20 protein-coding genes and 1 pseudogene are annotated in these 25,054 nt (G+C 46.6%); all 21 read left to right on the forward strand.

The genetic code is table 11. From position 1 onward, the window contains the following. The first annotated feature begins 58 nt into the window (after positions 1-58). The 21 genes and pseudogenes from NFR57_RS06130 to NFR57_RS06230 all read left to right on the forward strand — a co-directional run bounded on the left by NFR57_RS06130 (position 59) and on the right by NFR57_RS06230 (position 25,053). A complete protein-coding gene (locus NFR57_RS06130; RefSeq protein ID WP_251182958.1) occupies positions 59-682 on the forward strand; it encodes a preprotein translocase subunit YajC in 624 nt (207 codons plus the stop codon). Positions 683-741: 59 nt separating this feature from the next. Then, the gene (locus tag NFR57_RS06135) at positions 742-1,140 is read left to right on the forward strand and encodes a TIGR04086 family membrane protein (RefSeq protein WP_251182959.1); all 399 of its coding nucleotides are present in this window, start codon (positions 742-744) and stop codon (positions 1,138-1,140) included. An 85-nt stretch (positions 1,141-1,225) separates the two neighbouring features. Continuing rightward, positions 1,226-1,360 (forward strand): annotated as a pseudogene (gene scfA / locus NFR57_RS06140) (six-cysteine ranthipeptide SCIFF); the annotation flags it as partial. A 41-nt stretch (positions 1,361-1,401) separates the two neighbouring features. Continuing rightward, a complete protein-coding gene (gene scfB / locus NFR57_RS06145) occupies positions 1,402-2,715 on the forward strand; it encodes a thioether cross-link-forming SCIFF peptide maturase (protein ID WP_251182960.1) in 1,314 nt (437 codons plus the stop codon). A gap of 180 nt (positions 2,716-2,895) precedes the next feature. Further along, the gene (secD, locus tag NFR57_RS06150) at positions 2,896-4,413 is read left to right on the forward strand and encodes a protein translocase subunit SecD (RefSeq protein ID WP_251182961.1); all 1,518 of its coding nucleotides are present in this window, start codon (positions 2,896-2,898) and stop codon (positions 4,411-4,413) included. Continuing rightward, entirely contained in the window at positions 4,413-5,759 is a 1,347-nt protein-coding gene (gene secF / locus NFR57_RS06155; protein WP_251182962.1) for a protein translocase subunit SecF, read from the forward strand. The genes secD and secF overlap by 1 nt, the downstream gene beginning before the upstream one ends. A gap of 81 nt (positions 5,760-5,840) precedes the next feature. After that, on the forward strand, positions 5,841-8,180 hold the full coding sequence (gene recJ / locus NFR57_RS06160) for a single-stranded-DNA-specific exonuclease RecJ (RefSeq protein WP_251182963.1): 2,340 nt from the start codon (positions 5,841-5,843) through the stop codon (positions 8,178-8,180). Next, positions 8,168-10,354, forward strand: coding sequence for a RelA/SpoT family protein (locus NFR57_RS06165; protein ID WP_251182964.1), 2,187 nt, complete (start codon positions 8,168-8,170; stop codon positions 10,352-10,354). Before recJ ends, NFR57_RS06165 begins: the two co-directional genes overlap by 13 nt. A 7-nt stretch (positions 10,355-10,361) precedes the next feature. After that, complete coding sequence (locus NFR57_RS06170; protein WP_251182965.1) at positions 10,362-10,970, forward strand: MBL fold metallo-hydrolase; 609 nt, start codon at positions 10,362-10,364, stop codon at positions 10,968-10,970. Then, entirely contained in the window at positions 10,957-12,339 is a 1,383-nt protein-coding gene (gene hemZ / locus NFR57_RS06175; protein WP_251182966.1) for a coproporphyrinogen dehydrogenase HemZ, read from the forward strand. The genes NFR57_RS06170 and hemZ overlap by 14 nt, the downstream gene beginning before the upstream one ends. Positions 12,340-12,378: 39 nt before the next feature. After that, positions 12,379-13,680, forward strand: coding sequence for a tRNA (N6-isopentenyl adenosine(37)-C2)-methylthiotransferase MiaB (miaB, locus tag NFR57_RS06180; protein ID WP_251182967.1), 1,302 nt, complete (start codon positions 12,379-12,381; stop codon positions 13,678-13,680). A gap of 16 nt (positions 13,681-13,696) precedes the next feature. After that, a complete protein-coding gene (gene mutS / locus NFR57_RS06185; RefSeq protein WP_251182968.1) occupies positions 13,697-16,276 on the forward strand; it encodes a DNA mismatch repair protein MutS in 2,580 nt (859 codons plus the stop codon). Continuing rightward, on the forward strand, positions 16,277-18,127 hold the full coding sequence (mutL, locus tag NFR57_RS06190) for a DNA mismatch repair endonuclease MutL (protein ID WP_251182969.1): 1,851 nt from the start codon (positions 16,277-16,279) through the stop codon (positions 18,125-18,127). After that, positions 18,106-19,014 carry a tRNA (adenosine(37)-N6)-dimethylallyltransferase MiaA gene (miaA, locus tag NFR57_RS06195; RefSeq protein WP_251182970.1) on the forward strand — a complete coding sequence of 303 codons (909 nt, stop codon included), beginning with the start codon at positions 18,106-18,108 and terminating at the stop codon, positions 19,012-19,014. Before mutL ends, miaA begins: the two co-directional genes overlap by 22 nt. 2 nt (positions 19,015-19,016) lie before the next feature. Continuing rightward, positions 19,017-20,225: a methionine gamma-lyase family protein gene (locus NFR57_RS06200; RefSeq protein WP_251182971.1), complete on the forward strand. Its 1,209-nt coding sequence runs from the start codon at positions 19,017-19,019 to the stop codon at positions 20,223-20,225. A gap of 132 nt (positions 20,226-20,357) precedes the next feature. Then, positions 20,358-21,653 (forward strand): phosphopyruvate hydratase, encoded by a 1,296-nt coding sequence (eno, locus tag NFR57_RS06205; protein WP_251182972.1) that lies wholly within the window; start codon positions 20,358-20,360, stop codon positions 21,651-21,653. Positions 21,654-21,810: 157 nt separating this feature from the next. Then, positions 21,811-22,167, forward strand: a complete 357-nt coding sequence (locus NFR57_RS06210; protein ID WP_251182973.1) for an HIT domain-containing protein — start codon at positions 21,811-21,813, stop codon at positions 22,165-22,167. Next, positions 22,157-22,735 carry a hypothetical protein gene (locus NFR57_RS06215; RefSeq protein WP_251182974.1) on the forward strand — a complete coding sequence of 193 codons (579 nt, stop codon included), beginning with the start codon at positions 22,157-22,159 and terminating at the stop codon, positions 22,733-22,735. Before NFR57_RS06210 ends, NFR57_RS06215 begins: the two co-directional genes overlap by 11 nt. Next, positions 22,704-23,222: a hypothetical protein gene (locus NFR57_RS06220; protein ID WP_251182975.1), complete on the forward strand. Its 519-nt coding sequence runs from the start codon at positions 22,704-22,706 to the stop codon at positions 23,220-23,222. Before NFR57_RS06215 ends, NFR57_RS06220 begins: the two co-directional genes overlap by 32 nt. Beyond that, the gene (locus NFR57_RS06225; protein WP_251182976.1) at positions 23,215-23,904 is read left to right on the forward strand and encodes a response regulator transcription factor; all 690 of its coding nucleotides are present in this window, start codon (positions 23,215-23,217) and stop codon (positions 23,902-23,904) included. Before NFR57_RS06220 ends, NFR57_RS06225 begins: the two co-directional genes overlap by 8 nt. Positions 23,905-23,916: 12 nt before the next feature. Further along, positions 23,917-25,053, forward strand: coding sequence for a sensor histidine kinase (locus tag NFR57_RS06230; protein WP_251182977.1), 1,137 nt, complete (start codon positions 23,917-23,919; stop codon positions 25,051-25,053). The last annotated feature ends 1 nt before the right edge of the window (position 25,054 follow it).

Below are 25,054 nucleotides of genomic sequence, written 5' to 3' on the forward strand. Positions count from 1 at the left end.
GCCTTTTTTTTGTCGGCATGTTATAATCGAATTAACATTTTTAAGGAGTTATGTATATATGGTATCGTTCTCGTTCCTTAATGCGGTAGATCCTACCACAATAGTATTTATTGTATTACTTGTAGTGCTTATCGCCGCATTGCTCATCGTCCCCATGTTCACCAACAAAAAACGCGCGAAGCAAACGGAAGAGTTGCACCGCTCGCTTCAAGCCGGCGACCTTATTAAAACAGTCGGCGGCATTATCGGCACTATCAAAGAAATTCGTCAAGTGTCGCCGGTTGACAGAGAAATGGTCATAGAAACGGGCGATGGCGATAATAAGACAACCATGGTATTCGATATTCAGGCGCTTTATCAGGTTATAAACCGCAATAACACCGTTGTTCCCGCTACGGAAGATGCGGAAGATAAGCCTACCGAACCTGTCGAAAACGCCGCACCCGCCGTTGTCGCGGAAGCGGAACAGCCCGTTAAGGTCGAGGATAAAACCGAAACCGTCGTAACCGAGCCCGAAAAAGAAGAAAAGGTTGAAAGCACGGAAGAACCTGCCCAAGAACAAGCCGCCGTTGCGGAAATTGCGGAAGAAGAAAATAAGCCGAAAGCTGTAAAGCCTGCGCAGAAAAAGCCGGTGAACAGCGCGAAAAAAACTTCCGGCACGAAAAAAACAACAACCAAGTAATTTTAAAAGTTATATAACAATGAATCTCCGCATACTGTTAAAGTGTACGGAGGTTTTTTATGCGTCATAAAAAGAACGCTGTCGAGCGCGACAGAGGATATGTATTTGAAATAGTAAAAGCAAACATTATTGCGCTTATAGTCGCGTTGATTGCGATACTTGTTTCTGCGTTGATCGTCAAGATATTTACGGTATCTGACGGAGCAATACCCATTATCAACCAAGTAATTAAAAGTGTTTCTATATTTATCGGATGTTTGATTTCGCTAAAAAAGCCTAACAACGGGTGGTTGCGCGGACTTATTTGCGGCTTTATATTTATGTGGTTGTCATTCGTGGTATTTTCCGCGCTCGATAATAATTTCGTGTTCGGGCTGTCGTTGCTCAACGATAGCGTGCTCGGCGCGGTCGCCGGTATGATTAGCGGAATAATCGCTGTCAATATCAGAAAACATTGAAATTTGTTGAGCTAACGCGCTTATTCACTTGATTTTATTTTAAGAATATAGTATAATCGTACAAAAGAAATTCGGAGGCTGTATTATGGCTCACATCAAAGTTATCAGAAAGTCTACAATGGACAACGGCTGCGACACCGCTTGCGGCGAGTGCCAAACGAGTTGCCAATCCGCTTGCAAAACAAGCTGCACGGTCGGCAATCAGTCCTGCGAGCGCAAGACCGTAAAAGTCCTTAACGCCAACAAAAACCAGAGCAAGTAATGGTTCATACGTTCGGGTTGCTTAACCGACTGTTTGCGCTTGATACGGAGAGCGGTTCGTTTTTTGAAATAGATCCGATTGTCAAGGCGATTATAGACGGCGACGATATGTCGCCGTTTTCGTCGTGTGAAATAGCCGAAGCCAAAACCGAAATCGAGCGGCTTAAATCGGACGGGGTGCTGTTTGCGCCGCAGGTAAAAGCCGAATTGCCGCCGTTCAATCCGGTTATAAAGGCTATGTGTTTAAACGTTTCGCACAACTGCAATCTTGCTTGCGAGTATTGCTTTGCCGACGGAGGAACGTATAACGACGAGCGCAAAACAATGTCATACGATACTGCGAAAGCCGCGATAGACATGCTGGTCGAAATGAGCGGCACGCGGCGAAATTTGGAAGTTGACTTTTTCGGCGGCGAACCTATGCTCGGCTTCGAGGTTGTTAAAAAAACGGTGCTCTATGCGCGTTCTATCGAAAAGGAGCGCGGCAAAAATTTTCGCTTTACCATAACGACCAATGCGTACAGATTAAACGACGAAGACATAGACTTTTTTAACGAACAAATGTACAACGTCGTTATAAGTATAGACGGGCGAAAAGAAGTGCATAACAGAGTGCGCAAGACTGTCGGAGGCAAGGACAGTTTCGACGACGTAATTAAAAACGCGTTGAGGTTTAAAGAACGCCGAAAAGGGCAATATTATGTACGCGGAACATTTACAAGATACAATTTGGATTTTTGTTCGGACGTACTGTTTTTGAATGATCTCGGCTTCGACCAGTTATCGATAGAGCCGGTCGTGTTAAAGCCCGAAAGTCCTATGTCGATTAGAGAGCAAGACTTGCCGCGTATTATAGCGGAATACGACAAGCTCGCGGAAGAATACATTGCTCGGCGCAAGACCGACAAATGGTTCAATTTTTTCCATTTTATGATCGATATAGATAATGCTCCTTGTGCGGTCAAGCGGTTAAAGGGTTGCGGCGCGGGCGGCGAGTACGTTGCGGTTGCTCCCGACGGTACCGTGTATCCTTGCCATCAGTTCGACGGGATAAAGAGCGTTGCGCTCGGCAATGTTTTCGACGGAATTAACAACGACGAGCTTCGCAAAAAATTCTATTATTGTTCCGTGCCGACAAAAACCGATTGTTCGGAGTGTTGGGCAAAGTACTACTGCTCGGGCGGGTGTATGGCAAATTCGTTCAAGTTTAACGGCGATATAAACATGCCGTACAAGCCCGCATGCGAACTTATGAAAAAGCGCGTGGAATGTGCGTTGGCAATAAAAGCTATAGAGGAAGGCGAACAAGATTAGTTCGTCGCAACATAAGCGGCTTTTCGGGGCGGTACGCCGTTAAAAAAGTTGAAATTATTTCGCTATAAGCGTTTTAAATATTTGACTTGCGCCTCGGTATTTTATATAATAGATAGGTATCATATCGGTAAAATGGAGTTAATGTATTTCCACGATAAGCAGATACCGCGGAGAAAATCTATGGACGATAAAAATTCTTTGACGGAAATCGAAAAGGAGCAAGACGTAAAGGCGATTAAAAAAGCGCCTGTCGTCGCTCCCGCTCGAAAAGCCGTCAAGAAAAAATCAACGATAACAAAACTTGTGCTTATCGGCATAGCGTTGCTGGTAGGTGCGATTTTTGCGTTTGTTCCCATGCGTTTCGGGCTTACGCAATACCATCCGTTTTTGTCCAAGGAATCCATAAGCCTCGGTCTTGACCTTCAAGGCGGCGTTTATGCCGTTTATCAAGCGACCAACACAGACACGGACAACTTCGACGCAAAAATGGAGGGAACGCGATCCGCGCTCGAAAACCTTTTGTCAACGCAAGGCTATCCCGAAGCGACTATTGTGCGCGAGGGTTCCGATCGTATTCGCGTCGAAGTTCCCGACGTTGACGATCCGAGCGGCATTTTAAAAATAATAGGCAAGCCGACGTCCGTTAAGTTTGTGCTTGACGACACGAAAGAAACCGTTATAACGGGCGAGAACGTCGTATCTGCCGACGCATATTACGATCCGCAGAGCGGTTATGTTGTCAGACTTGTACTCAATGCCGAGGGCAGAAAGAAATTTGCCGACGCAACGACAAATAATCAAGGCAAAACAATGAGCATCTATCTCGGCGATTCCGAAACTCCTATCAGTTCGCCGACGATAAATTCCGCAATCACAAACGGTGAGGCGATTATTACCGGTTTTAAGACGAGTGCGGAAGCGCAAGAGCGCGCCAACCAAATAATGAGCGGTACGTTTGACGTTGCGCTCGAACTCAAAGAATCGCAGACTATTTCTCCGACGCTCGGCGAAAACGCAATGACTTACGGTCTTATTGCCGGTATTGTCGGCTTTGTGCTTGTCATAGCGTTCCTTTGCTTGATATACAGAATGTTGGGCGTAGCGGCGTCGTTCGCGCTCGTTATATACGTCATAATATATTTATTCTTTCTTGCGGTGTTGCCTTGGGTACAGCTCACGCTCCCCGGCATTGCGGGTATTCTGTTGAGTATCGGCATGGCTGTTGATGCGAATATAATCATATTCGAACGTATTAAAGACGAATATCGCGGCGGAAAATCCATCATGGCGGCATACCATGCGGGCTTTAAAAAGGCTTTGTTCGCAATTCTCGACAGTAACGTAACCACTGTTATCGCATGTATCTTGTTGATGTTGTTGGGAACAGGCTCCGTCGGCGGCTTTGCTTTGACTTTGCTTGTGGGCGTACTTGTATCGTTGTTTACCGCGCTTATCGTGTCCAGATTGCTCGTCAAGTATTTTATAAACCTCAATTCGTACAATGCAAAACTGTACAATCTTAAACGCAGTAAACAGTACGAAAACTTGGAGGCGGACGCTACCGACGCCGCGATTATGGCGGACATGCAACGCGAACAGCAGGAAAAAGAACAGCTTAAAGAAGAAAAGCTGCAAGACAAAAAGCGCAATAAAGCCGCGCGTCGCTCTAAAAATAAAGAAGGAGGCGAACCGGCATAATGAAACTTAAACAAAAAATAGACAACCTCCTCGATAAAGATTTTAAACTTGTCGAAAAACGTAAGATAATTTTTGCCATACCGATTGTTATACTTGTTATCGCCGCGGTAATGATGATTATATTCCATTTTACGCTCGGTTCGGCGCTCAACCTCGGCACCGACTTTACGGGCGGATATTCGGTAGATATTAAGCTCGGCAATCAGCTTACCGATGACAATTATCAAGAGTATTACGATAAGATTACAGAAACTCTAAAATCGGTAAAAACCGAAAACGGTAAAGAGTACAAAATAACCATATCGGGCGCAATGCAACGTCAAGGGTCGGGCGATAATGCCTCGATACACGTTAAGTATGCGGCGGTGAACGGTGTAAGCGAAAGCGAAATGAGCAAGCAGATAAATCCCGCGATAATTTCCGCATTGGAAAAATCCGTGCTTAACAAAGTACCTTCCGTAACAATAAAAGATAATGTAATCACTGCGACATACGACGAGCCTATCGACGATACCAACGCGGGCAGTCCGTTTGAAACATTGAAAAACGCGTTTTTGGCGATAGTTTCTGATATTGGCTTAACCGAAAGTGATGTTGACGTAAAGCTGAATACTGAAAACCGCAAACAGATAATAATAACTTCTTCTAAAACGGTTGAAAATTCGTCGGAAGTCAAAGATAAAATAGTTTCGGCTATGACTTTGCCCGACGTGTACGCGGGTTCGGTGACGGGCGGCGACCTTGTCGGCGCGACTGTTTCTACCGAATTGCTGTTCAATGCGATACTCGCTGTGTCGCTCGCGTTGATATTCATGCTTTGTTATATTGGTTTGCGCTTTCAGTTGTCGAGCGGTATTGCATGTATTATAGCGTTGTTGCACGACGTGTTGATCATGTTCGCTTTTATGGCAATATTCAATATCGAAATAAACAGCACGTTTATAGCCGCGCTTATCACAATACTCGGTTATTCGATTAACAACTCGATTATATTGTTTGACCGTGTGCGCGAAAACATGCGAACCGTGTACGCTAAATCGATGTCGCCCGAGGGCGTTGCCAATAAATCTATAAAAGAAACGTTAATTCGCTCTATCAATACCACGATAACGACGTTGATAATGATACTCATGATTGCAATAATCGGCGTTAGCGAAATTAAAATCTTTGCGTTCCCGATTATATTCGGCTTGCTTGCCGGCACGTTCTCTTCGATATTTATTGCTCCGTCGTTATGGGCGTTGTTCCAACGCGTGGGTAAAAATAAGCAAAACTTCCGTATAGAGCCTAAAAACAAAAATAAAAAGACCGAAAAGAAATCTAAACCTACAGAAATAGGCGCATAGTTTAGTTTATGTATTACACAAAAGCCTTCCGAAGCGAAGGCTTTTGCCGTATAAAATTACAGAGTTAAAGAGATAAGTAAAATGGCATTGACAACGCAACAGATAAACAACGTTTCGATTGATCTTACCGAGGCGGAACGCATTAGCAACAAGCTCGGGCTTAATAAAAAGCTCGTCGAGTTGTTGATGTTGCGCGGTTACACGAATTCCGATGCTATTGACGTTTTTCTTAATCCGAGCGTTGATAACTTTTATCCGCCCGAAACAATGCTCGGCATGAAAGAATGTTGCGAAAGATTGAAAAGCGCGGTACAAAACGGGGAACGAATTGTTGTTTACGGGGATTATGATGCCGACGGGATATGCGCGTCGTCTATTCTCGCGCTGTATTTATCCAATCAAGGCGGCGAAGTATATACGCATATTCCCGACAGACTGGGCGAGGGTTACGGTCTTAACGTTGACAGTATCGAACGCATAATCGAAAACGTCATGCCCGATTTGATACTCACTTGCGACTGCGGAATTTCCGCGGTTGAGGAAGTGGAACTCGCCAAAGAGCTGGGCGTGGATATTATAGTAACCGATCACCACGAAGTGGGCGAAGTGCGACCCGATTGCGTTATCGTCAACCCGCACCAACCCGACTGTAAATATCCGTTTAAAGATTTGTGCGGCGCGGGCGTTGCGCTTAAAATCGTGCAGGCTCTCGGCGGTATCGAAGCGGCGAGCGCGTATTACGACCTTGCGGCGATTGCTACCGTTGCGGACCTTGTGAGCCTTACGGACGAAAACCGCCTTATTGTTCAACTCGGACTTATAAGCATGCCGCAAAGCAAAAATTTCGGCATTGCATCGATTATAGAATCGCTTAAACTTACAACCGTTACATCGTCGGACATAGCGTTCCGTATTGCGCCGCGAATTAACGCCGCGGGCAGGATGGGCAGCGCTTATCGCGCGTTCGAGCTGTTTACTTCGAGCGATCCCGAAATCGTCGGCGATAGACTTAATCAAATTATAGAAGCTAATAACGACAGGAAAACACTGTGCGACGGGCTTTATTCGGAAGCTATCGAAATCCTGCGTAAAGAGAATTTAACCGAAAACCGTGCGATTATCATTACAAGCGACAAATGGGAAAAGGGCATAACGGGTATTCTTGCGGCGCGATTGGTGGGCGATTTTAAGCGTCCCGTGTTTGTGCTTGTTAAAAACAACGACGAGTATAAAGGAACTTGCCGAAGTATCGAGGGCATAAATATTTACGATCTGTTGAGCAAACAGTCGGATATTTTAAAAGAATTCGGCGGGCATAATCAAGCCGCGGGTTTTACTATTTTGCCGCAGTATATCGACGAATTTAAGTCGCGCGTGCTCACTGCGCTCAAAGACGTTGACGTCGATATGTTTATTCCGCTGTTAAAATACGATATGGAATTGAGTGAAAAAGACGTAACCGCCGAATTTGCCGCTTCGCTCGATTTGTTGGAGCCGACGGGCAACAACGGCAATCCCAAACCGCTGTTTATGACTAAAACATCGTCGCTTACCGCCACGCCGTTAAAAAACAACTTTAATCACACACTGTTAAAATCAACGGGCGGCTTGCAATTTTTTGCATACAATTCATATAAACTCAATACGTTCTACAACGGCGTTTCCGATAGGGAAATGGTGTACGAATTGGCGGGCGGAGAATACTCGCCGCGACTTTATTTGCGCGGTTGCGCCGTCGAAAAATTAGCCGTAAACGATTCGTTGGCGCGCGGCGGATATTTGCGTATGCTTAATTATACTACCGCAACGCAGGCGGACTATACGACTTATAACGCGTCTGAACTCAACGGTTTGATTGACGATAAGTTCGGAATACTAGTTATTGCGGGAAGTAAAGCCGCTTACGATATATGCGCGGAATTAAACAACGACAATATAGTATTGCACGAAATATTTACCGAAACCACGGTAAACGTTTATACGAGATTGATGGTTGCACCCGAACTCGGCAAATCGTTTATGCTCGAAAACTATAAAAAAATAATATTTGTGGATTATCCGCCGTCCATGAACGTCATTTCGTATATCAATCGCAGGACGAGTGCGCAAGTCTATATCCCCGAAATAGATAACCGTAGCGAACTTTTTTCGTGCGTCAAAGCGGAGCGAAAAGTTTTCGGCGAGTATTTTAACGCTATCAAAGCGCATCCGCATATCAAAGCGCCCAACATATACGCTTATTTTAAAGCGTTGCACAATTCGGTTAAGACGCTCGAACTTCCGCAGTTTATTGCGTGTTTATCCGTTTTTACGCAGTTGAAGTTATTGACATTCCGCCCCGACGGAATGGTGATAAACGGCGGCAATACATCGCTTGAAAATTCCGAAATATATAAGACTATCGAGGCATGGCAAAAATGAGCGAGGACGCGCGTAAAATAACCGAGCGCGAGTGTGCGCATTTACGTTCGAGATATGTGTTGATGTATAACGACAAGCAGATCGAAATGCTCGATAAGGCTGTCGATTTTGCCGTTAAAATGCACGAGAGACAATCGCGCGCGTCGGGCGAACCGTACATAACGCATCCCATTGCGGTCGCGGGGTTATTGCTGGACATAGGGCTTGACAGTCCGACAATAGCCGCGGCGTTGTTGCACGATTGTATTGAAGATACGCCCGCGACGTCGGAAGAAATAACCGCTAAATTCGGGTCCGAAGTGTGTATGCTTGTCACGTCGGTTACAAAGCTCGAAAAAATTGTTTTCAAGTCGAAAGAGGAAGAGCAGGCGGAAAATTTCAGGCGTATGTTTTTTGCCATGGCAAAAGATATTCGTGTAATATTGATAAAGCTGGCGGACAGACTGCACAACATGCGGACGATCGATGCGTTGTCGCACGAACGCCAAGTAGCGATAGCAAAAGAAACGCTTGACATTTACGCGCCGCTTGCGTCGCGGCTCGGTTTGTCGTTTTATAAATGCGAACTCGACGATTTGTGTTTGAAAACGCTTCATCCGGAGGCTTACGACAAGTTGGTTAAAGACGTGTCGTTAAAGCGTGCGGAGCGGCAAGATTTAGTCAATCATATTTGCGAAACATTGCGAAAGACGCTTAAAGAACTTGAAATTAACGGGCAGGTCAGCGGCAGACCCAAGCATTTTTACAGTATATATAAAAAGATGGTCGGGCAAAACAAAACGTTCGATCAGATTTACGACCTAACCGCTGTGCGCGTGATAGTGGAAAGCGTGCGCGATTGTTACGAGGTGTTGGGCGTTATCCATACTATGTGGAAACCTATCCCCGGACGGTTCAAGGATTATATTGCCGTACCAAAGCCCAACAATTACCAGTCGTTGCACACTACCGTTATGACCAATTACGGCGCGCCGTTTGAAATTCAGATTCGCACTTACGAAATGCACAAGATAGCAGAGTACGGCATCGCGGCGCACTGGAAGTATAAAGAAAACCGCGTTGTAGATTCCGACCTCGACGAAAAGCTCGAGTGGTTGCGCGGCGTTATGGAAAACGAAAAAGACCAAACCGCCGATCCCGAAGAGTTTTACGAATCGTTAAAGCTCGATTTGTACAGCGGTCAGGTGTTTGTGTTTACTCCGCGCGGCGACGTTATAGCATTGCCCGAGGGTTCGACGCCCATAGATTTTGCGTACACCGTACACTCCGAAGTCGGGAATAAATGCGTGGGCGCAAAAGTCAACAATAAAATAGTTCCGCTCGAAACCAAACTGCAAACAGGCGATTACGTGGATATTATAACTTCGCCCAACGCAAAAGGTCCGAGCCGCGATTGGTTGAGGTTTATAAAAACTTCCACCGCAAAAAGCAAAATACGCGCGTTTTTCAAGCACGCAATGAAAGAAGAAAACGTCAAGCACGGCAAAGAATTGCTGGAACGCGAGGCGAAAAACCGCGGCTACACATTAAGCGATTTAATGGTGCAACAGTGGTTGGAAGTTATAATGTTGCGGTACTCGTTTTCTTCTATTAACGACATGTATGCTTCAATCGGTTACGGCGCATACACGCCCAATCAAATCCTGCTCAAACTGATAGATTTTTATAGGCGCGCGCACCCCGTCGAACAAGCGCCGATTGTAAGCTCTACGACATCCAACAAGCACGACGGAAAAGGCATTGTGGTGGACGGGCATAACGATATGCTCGTGCGCATGGCAAAATGCTGTTCGCCTGTCCCCGGCGACGGCATAATAGGGTACATTTCGCGCGGGCGCGGCGTGACTATACACCGCGATAACTGTCCGAACATTAAAAACGCGGAAAGTTACAGACTTATTGAGGCGCATTGGAGCGGGAAACATTTTGCGCCGTTCTCCGCGTCGCTCACGGTCGAGTGCAAGGACACGGGCGGAGTGCTTGCGCGCATTACAAAAGTCGTATCGGATATGAAACTGTCAATAGAATCTATGTCGGCGCGTGCGCTCGATAAAGAACAGCGCGGAATTATATCGCTAAATGTACGGATAACTTCGCCCGAACAGTTGGAACTTGTAATCAACAGAATAAAATCGGTGCGCAACGTCGATAAAGTTTACCGCACAATGAATTAAATATACCATGGAAATTTATACTCTCGTATTAAGCAGTTACGCAACAAACGTATATATTATTATTGATAACGGCGCGGCTGTTGTCGTCGATCCTGCCGAAAACGCGCAACTGATACTTGATTTTATACAGCGTAAAAACGCAGTGCTTAAATATGTGTTATTAACTCACGGGCATTTCGATCATATGTGCGCTGTTAGCGAATTGCAAAAAAGCGGCGCGACCGTTGTCATGTCTAAAATCGATTTCGATCTTGTTGATAACGGTGAATTGAACGCTATGTTTTACGTTGACGTCGAGCGGTTTAACTTGGACATATCAGTTAAGCAAGACGACGTATTGGAGTTGATAGGACACACGTTTAAGGTTATATCGACATCGGGACACACTCCCGGGAGCGTGTGTTATATCATGGACGACGATGTTATTTTTACGGGTGACACATTGTTCTATTTAAGCATAGGGCGTACAAATTTCACTTTCGGAAATAAAACGGAACTTATTAATTCCGTTAAAAAATTATACGCTTTGCCGCACGACTATAAAATACTGTCCGGTCACGGTCAGCAAACAACGCTCGATTTCGAGCGCAAAAACAATAATTATGTTCGTGTGTGATATCAGTAAAAATACGGAACTGACGGACGTTGCGCGGTTGTTTTACGGCGACGGATTTCCGGATATTAGCGTTGCCGAAAACGACGGCGTTTTTGCTGTGTGCGTAAACGGTAAAACGTATGAATTTACATATACCGATCCGTTGTTTGATATTATTCCTGCCGAACATAAGCTCGGCAGACTGTCAAAAATTGCGTTATATGACGCGTTGGTGCGGTATACCGATAAAAGTATGCCGTGGGGCGCATTGACTGGCGTGCGCCCTACAAAACTGTTTTACGAGTGTCTGCGCGCAGGGCAGTCGCCTGAACAAGCGCAACAAACCATGCAAAATGCGTACAGAGTAAGCGAGTCGCGCGCAGGCATTTTGCGGGAAATAACGGAAGCGCAAAAAGGTAAAATTTATTACGCGCCCGAATATTATAACCTGTACGTGCATATTCCGTACTGCACGACGCGTTGCACGTATTGTTCGTTCGTGTCCGCGCCTATCGGTAAAAACATCGAGCAGTCGCGCGTATACGTTAAACTTTTATGCGACGAAATTATACGGTCTGTCGATTTTTTGTATGCGCACGGCAAAAAGATTTTGTCGGTATATATCGGCGGTGGCACGCCTACCGCGCTGGACGAAACGGCGTTAAACGAATTGCTTACGGCAATAGGTAAATTAGATTGCGAATACACTTGCGAGGCGGGGCGTCCCGATACTGTTACAGCCGAAAAAGCGGATATTATGAAAGAGCACGGCGTTACGCGAGTATGCGTCAATCCGCAAACATTAAACGATAGAACGCTCGCGGCAATAGGCAGAAGCCACAGTTCTCAACAGTTTTATACCGCTTACGATACGATAGCGGCGCGCGGGTTCGACATAAATTGCGATTTGATAGCGGGCTTGGACGGGGAAACCGTCGAGGATTTTATAAAAAGTTTCGAGGGCGTGCGCGCACTGTCGCCGCAGAATATAACGGTTCATTCGTTGTCCAAGAAGAACGGCAGCGCTATTCGTTACGACGATGGCGAAAACCGCCAAACGAGCGCAATGCTGGAATACGCGCTGTTTAATCGCGGGAAATGCCGTCCGTATTATCTTTACAGGCAAAAACGTCAAGCCGGAAATCTTGAAAACGTCGGGTTTTCCGTAATCGGAAAAGAGTGTGTCAATAATATAACAACAATGGAAGAAACTGTCGGAGTTATGGCTTGCGGCGCGGGCGCGATTTCCAAGATAGTCGGCGACGGAAATATTATGCGTTTTGCTAACATGCGCGACGTTCCGCTGTACATGTCGCGTTACGAAGAAAAGATCGCCGCCAAGCTCGACTGCTTTGCGGGCATAATCAACAAAACCGACAAGTGCGAATAAATTACTGTACAAATCGGTTATTTTAGTGTATAATCTACAATGATGAACGGTAAGTATCACATACAAACATACGGCTGTCAGATGAACGTACACGAATCGGAAAAAATTGCGGGTATTTTGCAAGCTCGCGGATTCTGTTCGTGCGACAACGTCGAGGACGCCGATATAATCGTGCTCAACACCTGCTGCGTGCGCGAAACCGCGGAAACAAAAGTGTACGGGCATTTAGGCAGAATTAAAAGCCAAAAGAAGCGCGGCGCAATACTTATAGTCGGCGGTTGCATGACGCAACAAGCGGGCGCGGCGGAACGGCTTGCCAAACGCTGTCCGTTTGTGGATATTATTGTCGGCACGTTCAATCAGTCGCAAATAGGCGAATACATAGATTTATTTTTGCATACGGGTAAACGCGTCGTAGATGTTTGGGAATCGGAAAAAGACATGTCGTTAAGCGAAAACACTGCGGCGGCGCGAACTTCGGGCGTAAACGCTTGGGTAAATATTATGTACGGGTGCAATAATTTTTGCACTTACTGTATTGTTCCATACGTGCGCGGCAGAGAGCGTTGCCGACCGATTGACGATATTTTATCTGATATAGACGCGCTTTTAAAGAGCGGCTACAAGCAGATAACGCTGTTGGGGCAAAACGTCAATTCTTATAAATACGGCGATAAAACTTTTACCGATTTACTCAAAATGGCGGAAACTGACGTTAAATATCGCTTGAAGTTTATGACCTCGCACCCCAAAGACGTATCGCCGACGCTTGCGGAACTGTTTGCCACATCGAAGGTGTTGAGCAAAAGTTTGCATTTGCCCGTTCAGGCAGGAAGCAATAGAATATTGCAAGCGATGAACAGGCATTACACTCGCGAGCAATATTTGGATAAGATTGCGACGTTCCGCGAGTTTGTGCCCGATTTGGGATTGAGTTCGGACGTAATGGTCGGATTTCCGACGGAAACGGAAGACGACTTTTTGCAAACGCTCGATCTTGTCGAAAAAGTCGAGTACAATAATCTGTTTATGTTTATATATTCGCGGCGAAGCGGTACTCCCGCGGACAAAATGCCGCAACTCGATTACAAAACAAAGCAACAGCGTATCGACAGGCTTATAAAACGTCAGTTTGAAATTTCAAAGCGCATAGCGGGCAATGCGGTCGGCAAAACTGTGGAGATCTTGGTGTCGGAAAAGAAAGGCGACAGATGCTTCGGCAAGGCGCAAAACGACGCCGCAGTCGCGTTCGACAGCAAGACGGCTCAAATAGGCGATTTTGTAAACGTCAAAATTACGTCGGCAAAAAACGCCAATCTTACGGGTGATATAATTATTTGAGGTAGGTGAAATATCAATGAGCTTATCGCCAATGATGAAGCAGTACAAGCAGATAAAAAACGAATATCCCGATACGATACTGATGTTTCGGCTCGGCGATTTTTACGAAATGTTTTTCGACGACGCGGTAACCGTATCGCGCGAACTTGATTTAACGCTTACTGGCAGAGCGTGCGGCATGGGCGAACGCGCGCCCATGTGCGGCGTGCCGCATCATGCCGTTCAGACGTATATTGCGCGACTGCTTAAAAAAGGGTATAAAGTAGCGATTTGCGAACAAATGCAAGACCCTGCGGACGTAGTAAAGGGAATTGTAGACAGAAGCGTTACGCGCATTATTACGGGCGGCACTATTACCGATACCGACAGTTTGAGCGACGACAAAAACAACTATCTTATGTCGCTGTACCTCGACGACAACGGCGTCGGCGCGGTGTGGACGGATATTACAACGTCCGAAACGTATAACCATTATATTCCGTGCCCGATTAAAGTTAAGCTAAACGACTTGCTTATGCGCATCAAGCCCGCGGAAATAATTTGCAATTCCAAAATGCTCGAAGAAAGCGTGGAACTTTCCGCCGTCAAGTACGGCTCGGTCTGCAATATGTCGCAGTACGACGACGAAAAGTTCGATTACGAAACGGCAAAGCGCACGCTCACGGGAATTATCGACGAGCGCGAGCTGAAAGCCATGAGCAAAACTCCCGCGTGTGTTTGCGCGGAAGGCGCGCTTGTTGCATATGTTCAGAATATGCAGTTCCGCAAGGACGTCAATATCGGCGCGACCGAAAATTACGAGTCCGAAGTGTACATGGATATTGATGCAAACACGGCAAAAACACTCGAACTTGTGGAATCGCAGAGCCGTAAACGCGGCACGACTTTGCGCGACGTAATCAATAAAACATGCACTCCGATGGGCGACAGACTTCTGCAAAAGTGGATATTGCGCCCGTTGTGCGTCAAATCGAAAATCGAGGAGCGGTTAGACGCCGTTGACGCATTGTATTGCGATACGATTTTGCGCGAAAGACTGCGCGCGTCGTTATCCAATATCAAGGACGTTATTCGCATATCGGCAAATCTTGCTCTCGGCGAAATCAAGCCGAAAGACGTGCTTGCGCTCAATTCGTCGTTGCACGCCGTTCCTGACATAAAGCAGTCGTTACAAAACGCGTCCGCTACGTTGCTGAAAAGCATTGACGGCGAAATAGATCAAATGTCGGAACTATCCGATTTGATTGATCGCGCCATTGCCGTCAACGATTCGTCGGGTTCAAAAGACGGCGAAAACTATATCATTAAGTCGGAATATGACGCAAAGCTGGACGAATATCGCGCGCTTGTCAAAAATTCGCGCGACATAATTGCCAAAATGGAAGCGGAGGAGCGCGAGAAAACGCATATTAAAAACCTGCGCATTTCTTACAACCGTTTATTCGGATATTTTATCGAAGTTCCGAGGCAGTACGATTCGCAAGTGCCCGATTATTATCAGCGCAGACAGACTGTTGCCAATGCGGAAAGATACTGTACGGATGAGTTGAAATCGCTTGAATATAAAGTGCTTAACGCGGCGGATCTTGCCGAAAAGCGCGAAAAAGAGCTGTATTTGCAAACGCTTGCAATACTGCGCGAACATTGCGCGGATTTCAATAAATTCGGCAAAGCCGTAGCTCAACTCGATTGTCTTGTCGCGCTCGCAACCGTGGCAAAAAGCAACGGTTATTGCAAGCCCGAAATTTCTTCGGACAGTGAAGTAACCATATCGGAAGGGCGACACCCCGTTGCGGAACTATTGCCGTCCGACGAAATATTTGTTCCCAACAGCACCGCGCTTAACGATACGGATTCTAAAATCATGTTGATTACCGGTCCTAATATGGCAGGTAAAAGCCTTTATATGCGACAGGTCGCGCTCATAACGGTGCTTGCGCATATCGGCTCGTTCGTTCCCGCAAAGCATGCGCGAATAGGACTTGTAGATAAGGTGTTTACCCGCGTCGGCGCGAGCGACGATATTTCCACGGGGCGAAGCACGTTCATGGTGGAAATGAGCGAAGTTTCCGTAATTCTCGAAAACGCTACGGACAAAAGCCTCATTTTGCTCGACGAAATAGGCAGAGGCACTTCGACTTACGACGGGTTGAGCATTGCTTGGTCCGTAATCGAATATTTGGCGCAAAAGTTAAGCGCAAAAGTGTTGTTCTCTACGCATTTCCACGAACTTACCGAACTCGAAGGCACGATAAACGGTCTTAAAAACTACAAGTTTACCGCAAAAGAGAACGGCGGCGGAATTAAATTTATCCGAAAAATTATGCGGGGTAGCGCAAATAAAAGTTTTGGCATAGAAGTTTCCGCTTTGGCGGGACTGCCGCAATCCGTGCTCGAACGCGCAAAACAGTTGCTTGCACAGCTTGTAAACGCCGATATTGCGCATAAAGCGAACGATGTGCGTCAGCTCTCTCTATTCGACAACGTGTCGCGTTACGACGAAATTATTCGCATAATAAAAGAGCTCGATATAAACGAAATTACTCCGCGCACGGCGCTCGACATATTAAGCGACTTAAAGGAAAAAACCGAGTAAATGAAAATCAACAGACTACCGAGCGAAATATTTAATCGAATTGCCGCGGGAGAGGTTGTGGAAAGCCCGTCGTCAATCGTTAAAGAATTGACCGAAAACGCTATCGACGCGGGCGCGACTGAAATTTCCGTGTCCGTCAAGGGCGGGGGAATAGACTTTATTCGCATAACCGATAACGGTTGCGGTATTGATTTTGACGATATGCCGACCGCGTTCATGCCACACGCGACGAGCAAAATAAAAAAACTCGACGATCTCGACACGATAGGCACGCTGGGATTTCGCGGCGAGGCGTTGCCGAGCATTGCTTCGGTTGCCGACGTAACAATGATTACGCGTACTGCCGATAGCGAATTCGGCGGCAGAATAGTGTATAAAGACGGCAAACTAATCGAACACGAAGAATGCGGCGCAAGCCACGGCACGTCCGTAACAGTCGAAAATTTGTTCAAGAATATCCCCGCGCGCAAAAAGTTTCTCAATAAACCGTCGCGCGAAGAAACAAAAATTTTAACGTTGATAGAACATCTTGTTCTTGCCAATCCCGATATTACGTTTAAGTTCGACAGCGAAAGCAAACGTTTTTCGTCGTCGGGCGAAGGGCTCGAAAGCGCGGTTTTTGCCGTTTACGGCGACGGCGTTTTAAAAAATACCGCAAAAGTAAAACTCGAAGAGCCGCCCATGACGGTTGAGGGCTTTACCTGTTTACCGACTTTTACAAAACCGTCAAAGAATTATCAAAACATAATAATTAACGGTCGCTATGTGGAGAGCGCGGATATACAGTATGCCGTGTATTCGGTTTACGCGCCGTATTTAATGAAGCGGCAGTATCCGTTGTTTGTACTGCATATAACAATGCCGTTCGACATGGTGGACGTAAACGTCCATCCAAGCAAACTGCAAGTCAAGTTCGCCGACACGCTCAAAGTAAAATCGCTTGTCGCGCGCGCCGTTAAAAACGCGGTTCAACCCAAACTTACGGACGTAAAACAGTTGTGCGACGATGATTTCGGAATAGAGCCGCCGCCTATGTATTACGGGAAAGCGCACACGTTGAGATCGTTTTTCGACGTTGCGCCTCCGCAGTATAGCGGCGTAAAGACCGATATTGCCGAACCGCAGTTCGACGGCGTTAAACAATCCGACGTTTCTGATAATTTGTCAGCGACCGAAAATGCGGAGCAAATATATCCGCCGCAGACGAGCGAAACGCCTGTGTATTCGGACGTTTATCAGTCCGTTGCGGATTTTACCGAAACGGAAGTTTTTGCGCCGATAGAGTGCAAATACGTAGGCAAACTTTTTAATACGTATTTGGTTTTGGAACGCGGCGAGCAGTGCTATTTTATAGATCAGCACGCGGCGCACGAAAAATTGTTGTATGACAGACTTTTGCGCGATTACGAATCGAAACGCATGCAAACGCAACCGCTTATGATTCCTTTCGTGTTTGACGTGTCAGCTGCGGACGCGGAATTGATTATGGAAAATCTCGATCTGTTTGAAGATTGCGGTTTTGGAATTGCGCCGTTCGGGGAATATACGTTTACGTTGTCTTATTTGCCATACGAGTGTGTTGGTATCGATTTGCAATCGTTCGCCGCGGATTTGTTGTTGCTTATCAATTCGCGCGAAAAAAGCCCCATGACACTTAAAGAGCGGCTTATGCAAGCGGCGTGCAAAGCCGCGGTCAAAGGTGAAATCGACGATTTGAGTCAGTCGGAAATCGACGCGTTACTCGCGGAAATGACGGCGCGCAATATTACGCTGTTTTGTCCTCACGGCAGACCTATTGCCGTCGGCTTTTCCAAAAAGGAGATAGAAAAGTGGTTCAAGCGCATCGTATAAAAACGGTGGCGATTGCCGGCTGTACGGCAGTCGGTAAATCGGAAACCGCGCTTAAACTGGCGAGGCGTTTTAACGGTGTGCTTATCGGCGCGGATTCGATGCAAATTTATCGCGGATTCGATATTGGTACCGGCAAACTGACTAAATCGGAGTGCGGCGAGATCGAGCATAAAATGATTGATATAGCCGACGGCGACGCCGATTTTTCGGTCGGCGAGTACGTTGAGTTTGCTAAAAAAGAAATAGAATCCGCCGCCGCGCGCGGAAAACTGCCGATTATCGTCGGCGGGACGGGATTATATATAACTTCTTTGCTATCTGGGTGTAACTTCGCCGACGCGCCCAAAGACGAAAATTTGCGGAAAACGCTTAAAATTCTGTCGCATTTTTTCGGAATTACGGTTATGCACGGCTTACTCGAATTTATAGATAAGCCGTCCGCCGAAAAAATTTCCGCGAACGACAGTAAACGCGTAATTCGCGCGCTGGAAATTTACGCGTTGCGCGGTGAAGCGAAATCTACGGTTGCGGAGTATAAAAAGCCATACGACGATTTAACTGTCGTATTGACGTTACCTCGCGAATTGTTATACGACAGAATAAATCGAAGAGTACGTAAAATGTTTGACGACGGACTGATATGCGAAGCCGAGGGGCTTATGAAGTACAAAGAATGCGGCTCTATGCAGGCACTCGGCTACAAGCAAATCGCGGCTATGCAAGGAAGCCCGCGCGAGGTCATAGAAGAGGTTACGGCACAAAAAACACGTAATTATGCCAAACGCCAAATAACGTATTTTAAAAATATGAAGCTCGATAAAGTGTTTATTGACGCGCGCGATTATTCCGCCGTGGAAAATTGTATACGGCAGTTTGTGGAGAAATAACTATGTACGGTAAACTTATAGACACGGCAATCGAAAAATTGTCCGACCAATTTAAAGCTGTTGACGAAATTGCTTTTGTCAATCAGCAAAAAGTGCTCAACGCATTTATTAACAACCGCGTCGCGTTGCGTCATTTTAATCCTACTACAGGTTACGGATACGACGACGTTGCGCGGGATACTCTCAACAAGATATATGCCGAAGTATTCGGCACGGAAGACGCAATAGTTTCTCCGTTGATAACTTCAGGCACGCATGCGCTTACAATAGCGTTGTTCGGGCTGCTTCGCCCCAATCAGACTCTGTTGTGTATTACAGGCAAACCATACGACACGTTGAACGATGTGATTTTCGGCGAGGGTTACGGGTCGCTTAAAGATTTCGGGGTGCGTTGCAAAATAGTCCCGCTTAAAGACGGTGCGCCCGATATTCCCGCAATAAAAGCGGCGATTAGAGGCGAAAATCCGTCCGTCGTCATGATACAGCGTTCGCGCGGTTATGATATGCGCCCTGCGCTGTCCGTCGAGCAGATTAACGAACTAATCGCGCTTGCGGATAGACAAAAATCTAAAATACTGTTGGATAACTGTTACGGTGAATTTGTGCAAGCGACGGAACCGTCGCAAGCCGACGCGATAGTCGGTTCGCTTATTAAAAACGTCGGAGGCGGCATTGCGCCGACAGGCGGGTACATTTGCGGCAGCCGAGCGGCGATAAACATGATTGAGGGGCGGTTGACCGCGCCGTCGATAGGGCGGGAAGTCGGGTCTTATGCGGGCGATTATAGACTGTTCTATCAGGGCTTGTTCATGGCGCCGCACGTTACGGCGCAAAGCGTCAAAACGGCAATGCTGTTTTCTCAAGTTTTGTCCGCGCTCGGGTACGAAACAATGCCCAAACCTAACGAAAAGTTTTACGATATTATATGTTCGGTTAAATTCGGTGACGAAAATAAACTGATTGATTTTTGCAAAACAATACAAAGCGCGTCGCCCGTGGATAGCTTTGCCGCGCCGGAGCCTTGGGACATGCCGGGGTATAACGACAAAGTAATTATGGCGGCAGGCGCGTTTGTACAGGGCGCATCGATAGAGCTGTCTTGCGACGCGCCGATCCGCCCGCCTTATATCGCGTATTTTCAAGGCGGACTAACACTCGAACACGGCATAATAGCTTTGCGAAAATGTGTTGCGGCGTTGGGCGGCGAATAGCGTTTTGCACAGCAAAACAGCGGCGAAATCACAGCGCATTTATTTATGCTTTTATGTAAAAATACTTGATTTTTACCGTGCGTTGTGCTATGCTTTAATAGGTCATTACCAAATACTTTTTAAGGAGTAATTATGTCGGAATTGAAAATCAAAAAAGTTGTCGGCAGAGAAATTATAGACTCTCGCGGCAATCCCACAGTCGAAGCTGAAGTCGAATTGGAATGCGGCGTTATAGGCAGAGGCGCGTCGCCCTCCGGTGCGTCCACGGGCGAGTTCGAGGCAATCGAGTTGCGCGACGGCGACAAGGCGCGTTACGGCGGCAAGGGCGTATCCAAAGCGGTTGCCAACGTAAATACCGTTATCAACGAAGCGCTTAAAGGCGTTGACGCTTTCGATACTTACAAAGTAGACAAAGTTATGCTCGACGCAGACGGCACGGATAACAAATCCAAGCTCGGCGCAAACGCAATTCTCGCGGTTTCCATTGCCGCTGCGAAAGCGGCTTCGCAGGCGCTTAATATTCCGCTTTACCGTTTTATAGGCGGCAGTGCGGCAACGCGTTTGCCCGTTCCTATGATGAACATACTCAACGGCGGCGCACACGCGACCAACACCGTTGACGTTCAGGAATTCATGATTATGCCTGTCGGCGCCAAATCTTTTGCCGAAGGTCTGCGCTGGTGCACGGAAGTGTTCCACACGCTTCAATCGCTTTTAAAGAGCAAAAACCTTGCAACGTCGGTCGGCGACGAAGGCGGCTTTGCGCCCAACCTCGCCAGCGACGAAGAGGCTATCAAATATATCCTCGAAGCCATCAAAAAGTCCGGCTTTAAAGACGGAAGCGATTTTGTTCTTGCTATGGACGCGGCGGCGAGCGAGTGGAAAGGCGGCAAGAAAGGCGAATATCGCATGCCCAAAGCCAATGTCACGCTCACGACGGACAAACTTATCGAGCATTGGAAAGAACTCACCGAAAAGTATCCTATATACTCGTTGGAAGACGGTTTGGACGAAGAGGACTGGGAGGGCTGGCAAAAGCTCACCGCCACTATCGGCAACCGCGTTCAGCTTGTCGGCGACGACTTGTTCGTTACCAACGTAAAACGTTTGCAAAAGGGCATCGACCTCAACTGCGGCAACTCTATTCTCATTAAACTCAATCAGATCGGTTCCGTTTCCGAAACAATGGAAGCAGTTAAGCTCGCGCAACGTTCGGGCTATACCGCCGTCGTATCGCACCGCAGCGGCGAAACCGAGGACACCACGATCGCCGACCTCGCTGTTGCGCTTAATGCGGGACAGATCAAAACGGGCGCGCCCAGCCGTTCCGAGCGCGTTGCCAAATACAACCAGCTTTTGCGTATCGAAGATCTTTTGGGCGTAGCTGCGGACTATCCCGGCATCAAAACGTTCAACGTAAAACGCTAATCGCTTAGCAATTATTAAGTAAAACAAATCGCATAAAAGCGGCGTTGCGGAATTTGCACCGTCGCTTTTTTCGTGTGCAAATATTATTAGTAAAATTAAGGTTTTATACTATTGCAAAATTATTGTATTTGTTGTATAATACATAATGAGGTGATTTATGGAAGACTGTGTGTTCTGTAAAATTTTAAGCGGAGAAATCCCGTCGCATCGGTTTTATGAAGACGATCTTATGATTATTATCGCCGATATAGAACCGAAAGCCGAAAAGCACTATTTGGCGATATTCAAAAAACACTGCAAACTGTTTACCGAAATGACGGCGGAAGACGCCGTGCATCTCGGCAGTTGTATTCGCAAGATTGGCGAGCTTGCGCCGTCGCTCGGACTGGAAAACGGATTCAGAATAGCCGTTAATCAAGGCGAGGACGCTCAACAAACCGTTCCGCATTTGCACATACATATACTCGGCGGACAAAAACTTACCGAAACCAATTACAGGAAAAATGCGCAATAAGGCCTCGACAGATACAGGCGCAATATACAGCATAGGCATGTCTGTGTTTAACGGCGCTCCGCAAAAAGAATACGTCAGTGCGACATGCGGATCGCCATGCGAGTATGCGGAGATATTCGAGTCGGCGGTCAACGCGTTTGCAAACGAAGCCCGCGTCGCTTTTGAAATAAGCTCGAATAAAGTCGGCGATAATGTAAAACGATACGAAAGTCCGCGCGCGTTTATAATCAAGTTGATGTTGGCAATCGGATTATTGCCGCACGACAATTCGTTTGCTGTAATAGCAAAACTTGTAGAAACGCTGTGCTTAAATCCGCAAATTCGACTTAACGACGCAATTATGAGATTTGCCGAGGCGCACGGTTCAACGGTGGACGCCGTTACGAGAGCGATAGAAAAAAGTCTTGACGCATACGACGAAAAGCTAATACAAAGGGTAACTGCCTTTACGCAATCCCGTCCGATGACGGCAAAAGACATAATATGCGACATTGCCGTGTATGTAAGAGCAAAATATATTGACGGAAAAATGTCAAATGAACAATATCTCGGACAACCCATATATTAAAAACAGATATACTTCGCTTAACGAGTATTCGCTAAATACGTTCTTGTTTCGCGACGTCGCAGTCGAACGCGCGGGGAACTGCGACGAAATAAAACTGGCGTTAGGCAATATTTTAGCGGCGCACGGCTTCAACATCAACCTGATCGGCTTTAAGTTTATACTCAATTTGACGGCGCGGTATTTAATTAAAAGCGATTACGACGAGGCTGCGGAAATACAGACAATCGCAGATATATACGGTACAATTCCGAATATTGTGCGCGACAGCATTAAAGCCTGTGTAAACTACAACCGACGTTTTATCAAATCCGCGTCCGCAGAGCTTGGATATAACATAGATTCGAGTAAGGCGTTGGAGATAAAAGACGTAGTGGAAATAATTGGCGCGCTGTTCAAGATAAACTACAATTATATCGCGGACAGCGAAATAACGGACGATGGCAGACGCGCTGTAAATTTTGTCAGGATGACATTAAATCATGGATAACAACGAAAAGAAAATCAAAATATTGATGGTTGACGACGACGAGCATATTTGTCAGTTGTTGGCGCTGTATCTTGAACGCGACGGGTTCGACGCGGAGTTTTGTCATAACGGCGAATCTGCGCTCGCAAAGCTCGGCACAACAGCATATGATGCGGTGTTGCTCGATGTTATGATGCCCGTAATGGACGGGTTTGAAGTGTTGACGGCGTTGCGCAAATTTTCCAACGTGCCCGTCATAATGCTATCTGCGCGCGGCGAGCCTACAGACAAAATAACGGGGTTGGATCGCGGTGCTGACGACTATATAACCAAGCCGTTCGAGCCGCAGGAAATCACAGCACGAATTCGCGCCGTATTGCGCAGATCCAAGCCGTTAAAAGGAAAAGAGCGCGTCGATTTGTTTAATCTTTCGGTAAATCTGTCCGATTTCACTGTTACGCTTAACGGCGCCAAACTCGACATGCCGCCCAAAGAAATCGAGTTGTTGTATATGCTTGCCAAAACGCCAATGCACGTGTTTACTCGCGAAGATTTGCTCAATGAAATTTGGGGCGAATGCTATTCGGGCGATCCGCGCACGGTGGACGTTCATATAAAACGCGTGCGCGAAAAGCTCGGCGATAATCCGCATTGGCGGCTTACGACGGTTTGGGGCGTCGGGTACAAGATAGAAGTATTTTAGGCGGATAGTAAAGTGTCGGAAAAACAGTCGAAAATCAAACGGTTTTTAAAATCGCACATATTCAGAATAATACTGTCTGCGACGGCGCTTTTTTCAACCGTTTTTTTTCCGCTCGTTTATGCCTATCCGTTAGCAGAAAAAGAAAACCGAAACTTAATAATAGTGTTTATAGTTTTTGCCGCCGCCGTCGAGGTCATGATATTCATAATCGTTTCGCACTACTTGGTGTACGGTAAAGTCAAAGCGGCGGCAAAGCGATTGACAGACATGGCAAAAAGCGGGGAAGCGGAAAAAATGTCGACCGTTTCCATTGACAGTGCTGCCACGGCCGCCCTGGAAGCAGTTAATATTACCGCGGATGAGTACGCGCGGTTAGAACAGGTGCGAAAGTCATTTGTCGCCAACGCATCGCATGAATTGCGTTCGCCGTTGACGTCCGTGCAGGGATTTTTGCAAGCCGTGCTCGACGGAACCGTAACCGAACAGGATAAGGAAAAATATTTAAAAATAGCGTTGAGCGAAACAAAACGGCTAAATTCGCTTATCACGTCCATGCTCGATCTGTCGCGGTTGGATTCGGGAAAGAATCCGCTTGTAATGGCTAAATTCAATATCAACGATATTATAAACGATATAGCCGCAAAGTTCGAGCCTGCGCTTATTAAAAAAGCCTTACAAATCAACGTTGAATTTTCGCGGAACAGCTGTTACGTTTATGCGGATAAGGACAAAATCATACAGGTAATAACAAACCTTGTGGACAACGCAATAAAGTACTCGCCTGCATACTCGCGCATAATTTTGACGACAAGTATACACGAAAATAAGGCGTATATTACGGTCAAGGATTTTGGATACGGCATAAGCAAAAAAGACCAAATGTTGATTTGGGACAGATTTTATATGACCGATAAATCGAGATCGCCCGTTAAGACAAAAGGTTCGGGATTGGGTCTGTCCATTGTTAAAAAAATTATCGACGAACACGGCGAAGTTATTTGGGTGGAAAGCAGTCGCGGCGCGGGCGCGACGTTTATATTTACGTTAACGCTGTTCGACCCGTCCAAACATAAAGTACGCACAGGAAAAATAATCAACGCTCCGGACGAAAGTTTGACCGAACAACCGTCCGAAATTACGGAGAAGTAAT

The sequence above is a fragment of the Anaerocaecibacter muris genome, assembly GCF_943192945.1.
GTDB classification, from domain to species: Bacteria; Bacillota; Clostridia; order Christensenellales; family Pumilibacteraceae; genus Anaerocaecibacter; species Anaerocaecibacter muris.

Coding starts and splice junctions, on each gene's coding strand:
- NFR57_RS06130 (WP_251182958.1), top strand. CDS start 59: ATGGTATCGTTCTCGTTCCTTAATGCGGTAGATCCTACCACAATAGTA.
- NFR57_RS06135 (WP_251182959.1), top strand. CDS start 742: ATGCGTCATAAAAAGAACGCTGTCGAGCGCGACAGAGGATATGTATTT.
- scfB (WP_251182960.1), top strand. CDS start 1,402: ATGGTTCATACGTTCGGGTTGCTTAACCGACTGTTTGCGCTTGATACG.
- secD (WP_251182961.1), top strand. CDS start 2,896: ATGGACGATAAAAATTCTTTGACGGAAATCGAAAAGGAGCAAGACGTA.
- secF (WP_251182962.1), top strand. CDS start 4,413: ATGAAACTTAAACAAAAAATAGACAACCTCCTCGATAAAGATTTTAAA.
- recJ (WP_251182963.1), top strand. CDS start 5,841: ATGGCATTGACAACGCAACAGATAAACAACGTTTCGATTGATCTTACC.
- NFR57_RS06165 (WP_251182964.1), top strand. CDS start 8,168: ATGGCAAAAATGAGCGAGGACGCGCGTAAAATAACCGAGCGCGAGTGT.
- NFR57_RS06170 (WP_251182965.1), top strand. CDS start 10,362: ATGGAAATTTATACTCTCGTATTAAGCAGTTACGCAACAAACGTATAT.
- hemZ (WP_251182966.1), top strand. CDS start 10,957: ATGTTCGTGTGTGATATCAGTAAAAATACGGAACTGACGGACGTTGCG.
- miaB (WP_251182967.1), top strand. CDS start 12,379: ATGATGAACGGTAAGTATCACATACAAACATACGGCTGTCAGATGAAC.
- mutS (WP_251182968.1), top strand. CDS start 13,697: ATGAGCTTATCGCCAATGATGAAGCAGTACAAGCAGATAAAAAACGAA.
- mutL (WP_251182969.1), top strand. CDS start 16,277: ATGAAAATCAACAGACTACCGAGCGAAATATTTAATCGAATTGCCGCG.
- NFR57_RS06200 (WP_251182971.1), top strand. CDS start 19,017: ATGTACGGTAAACTTATAGACACGGCAATCGAAAAATTGTCCGACCAA.
- eno (WP_251182972.1), top strand. CDS start 20,358: ATGTCGGAATTGAAAATCAAAAAAGTTGTCGGCAGAGAAATTATAGAC.
- NFR57_RS06210 (WP_251182973.1), top strand. CDS start 21,811: ATGGAAGACTGTGTGTTCTGTAAAATTTTAAGCGGAGAAATCCCGTCG.
- NFR57_RS06215 (WP_251182974.1), top strand. CDS start 22,157: ATGCGCAATAAGGCCTCGACAGATACAGGCGCAATATACAGCATAGGC.
- NFR57_RS06220 (WP_251182975.1), top strand. CDS start 22,704: ATGAACAATATCTCGGACAACCCATATATTAAAAACAGATATACTTCG.
- NFR57_RS06225 (WP_251182976.1), top strand. CDS start 23,215: ATGGATAACAACGAAAAGAAAATCAAAATATTGATGGTTGACGACGAC.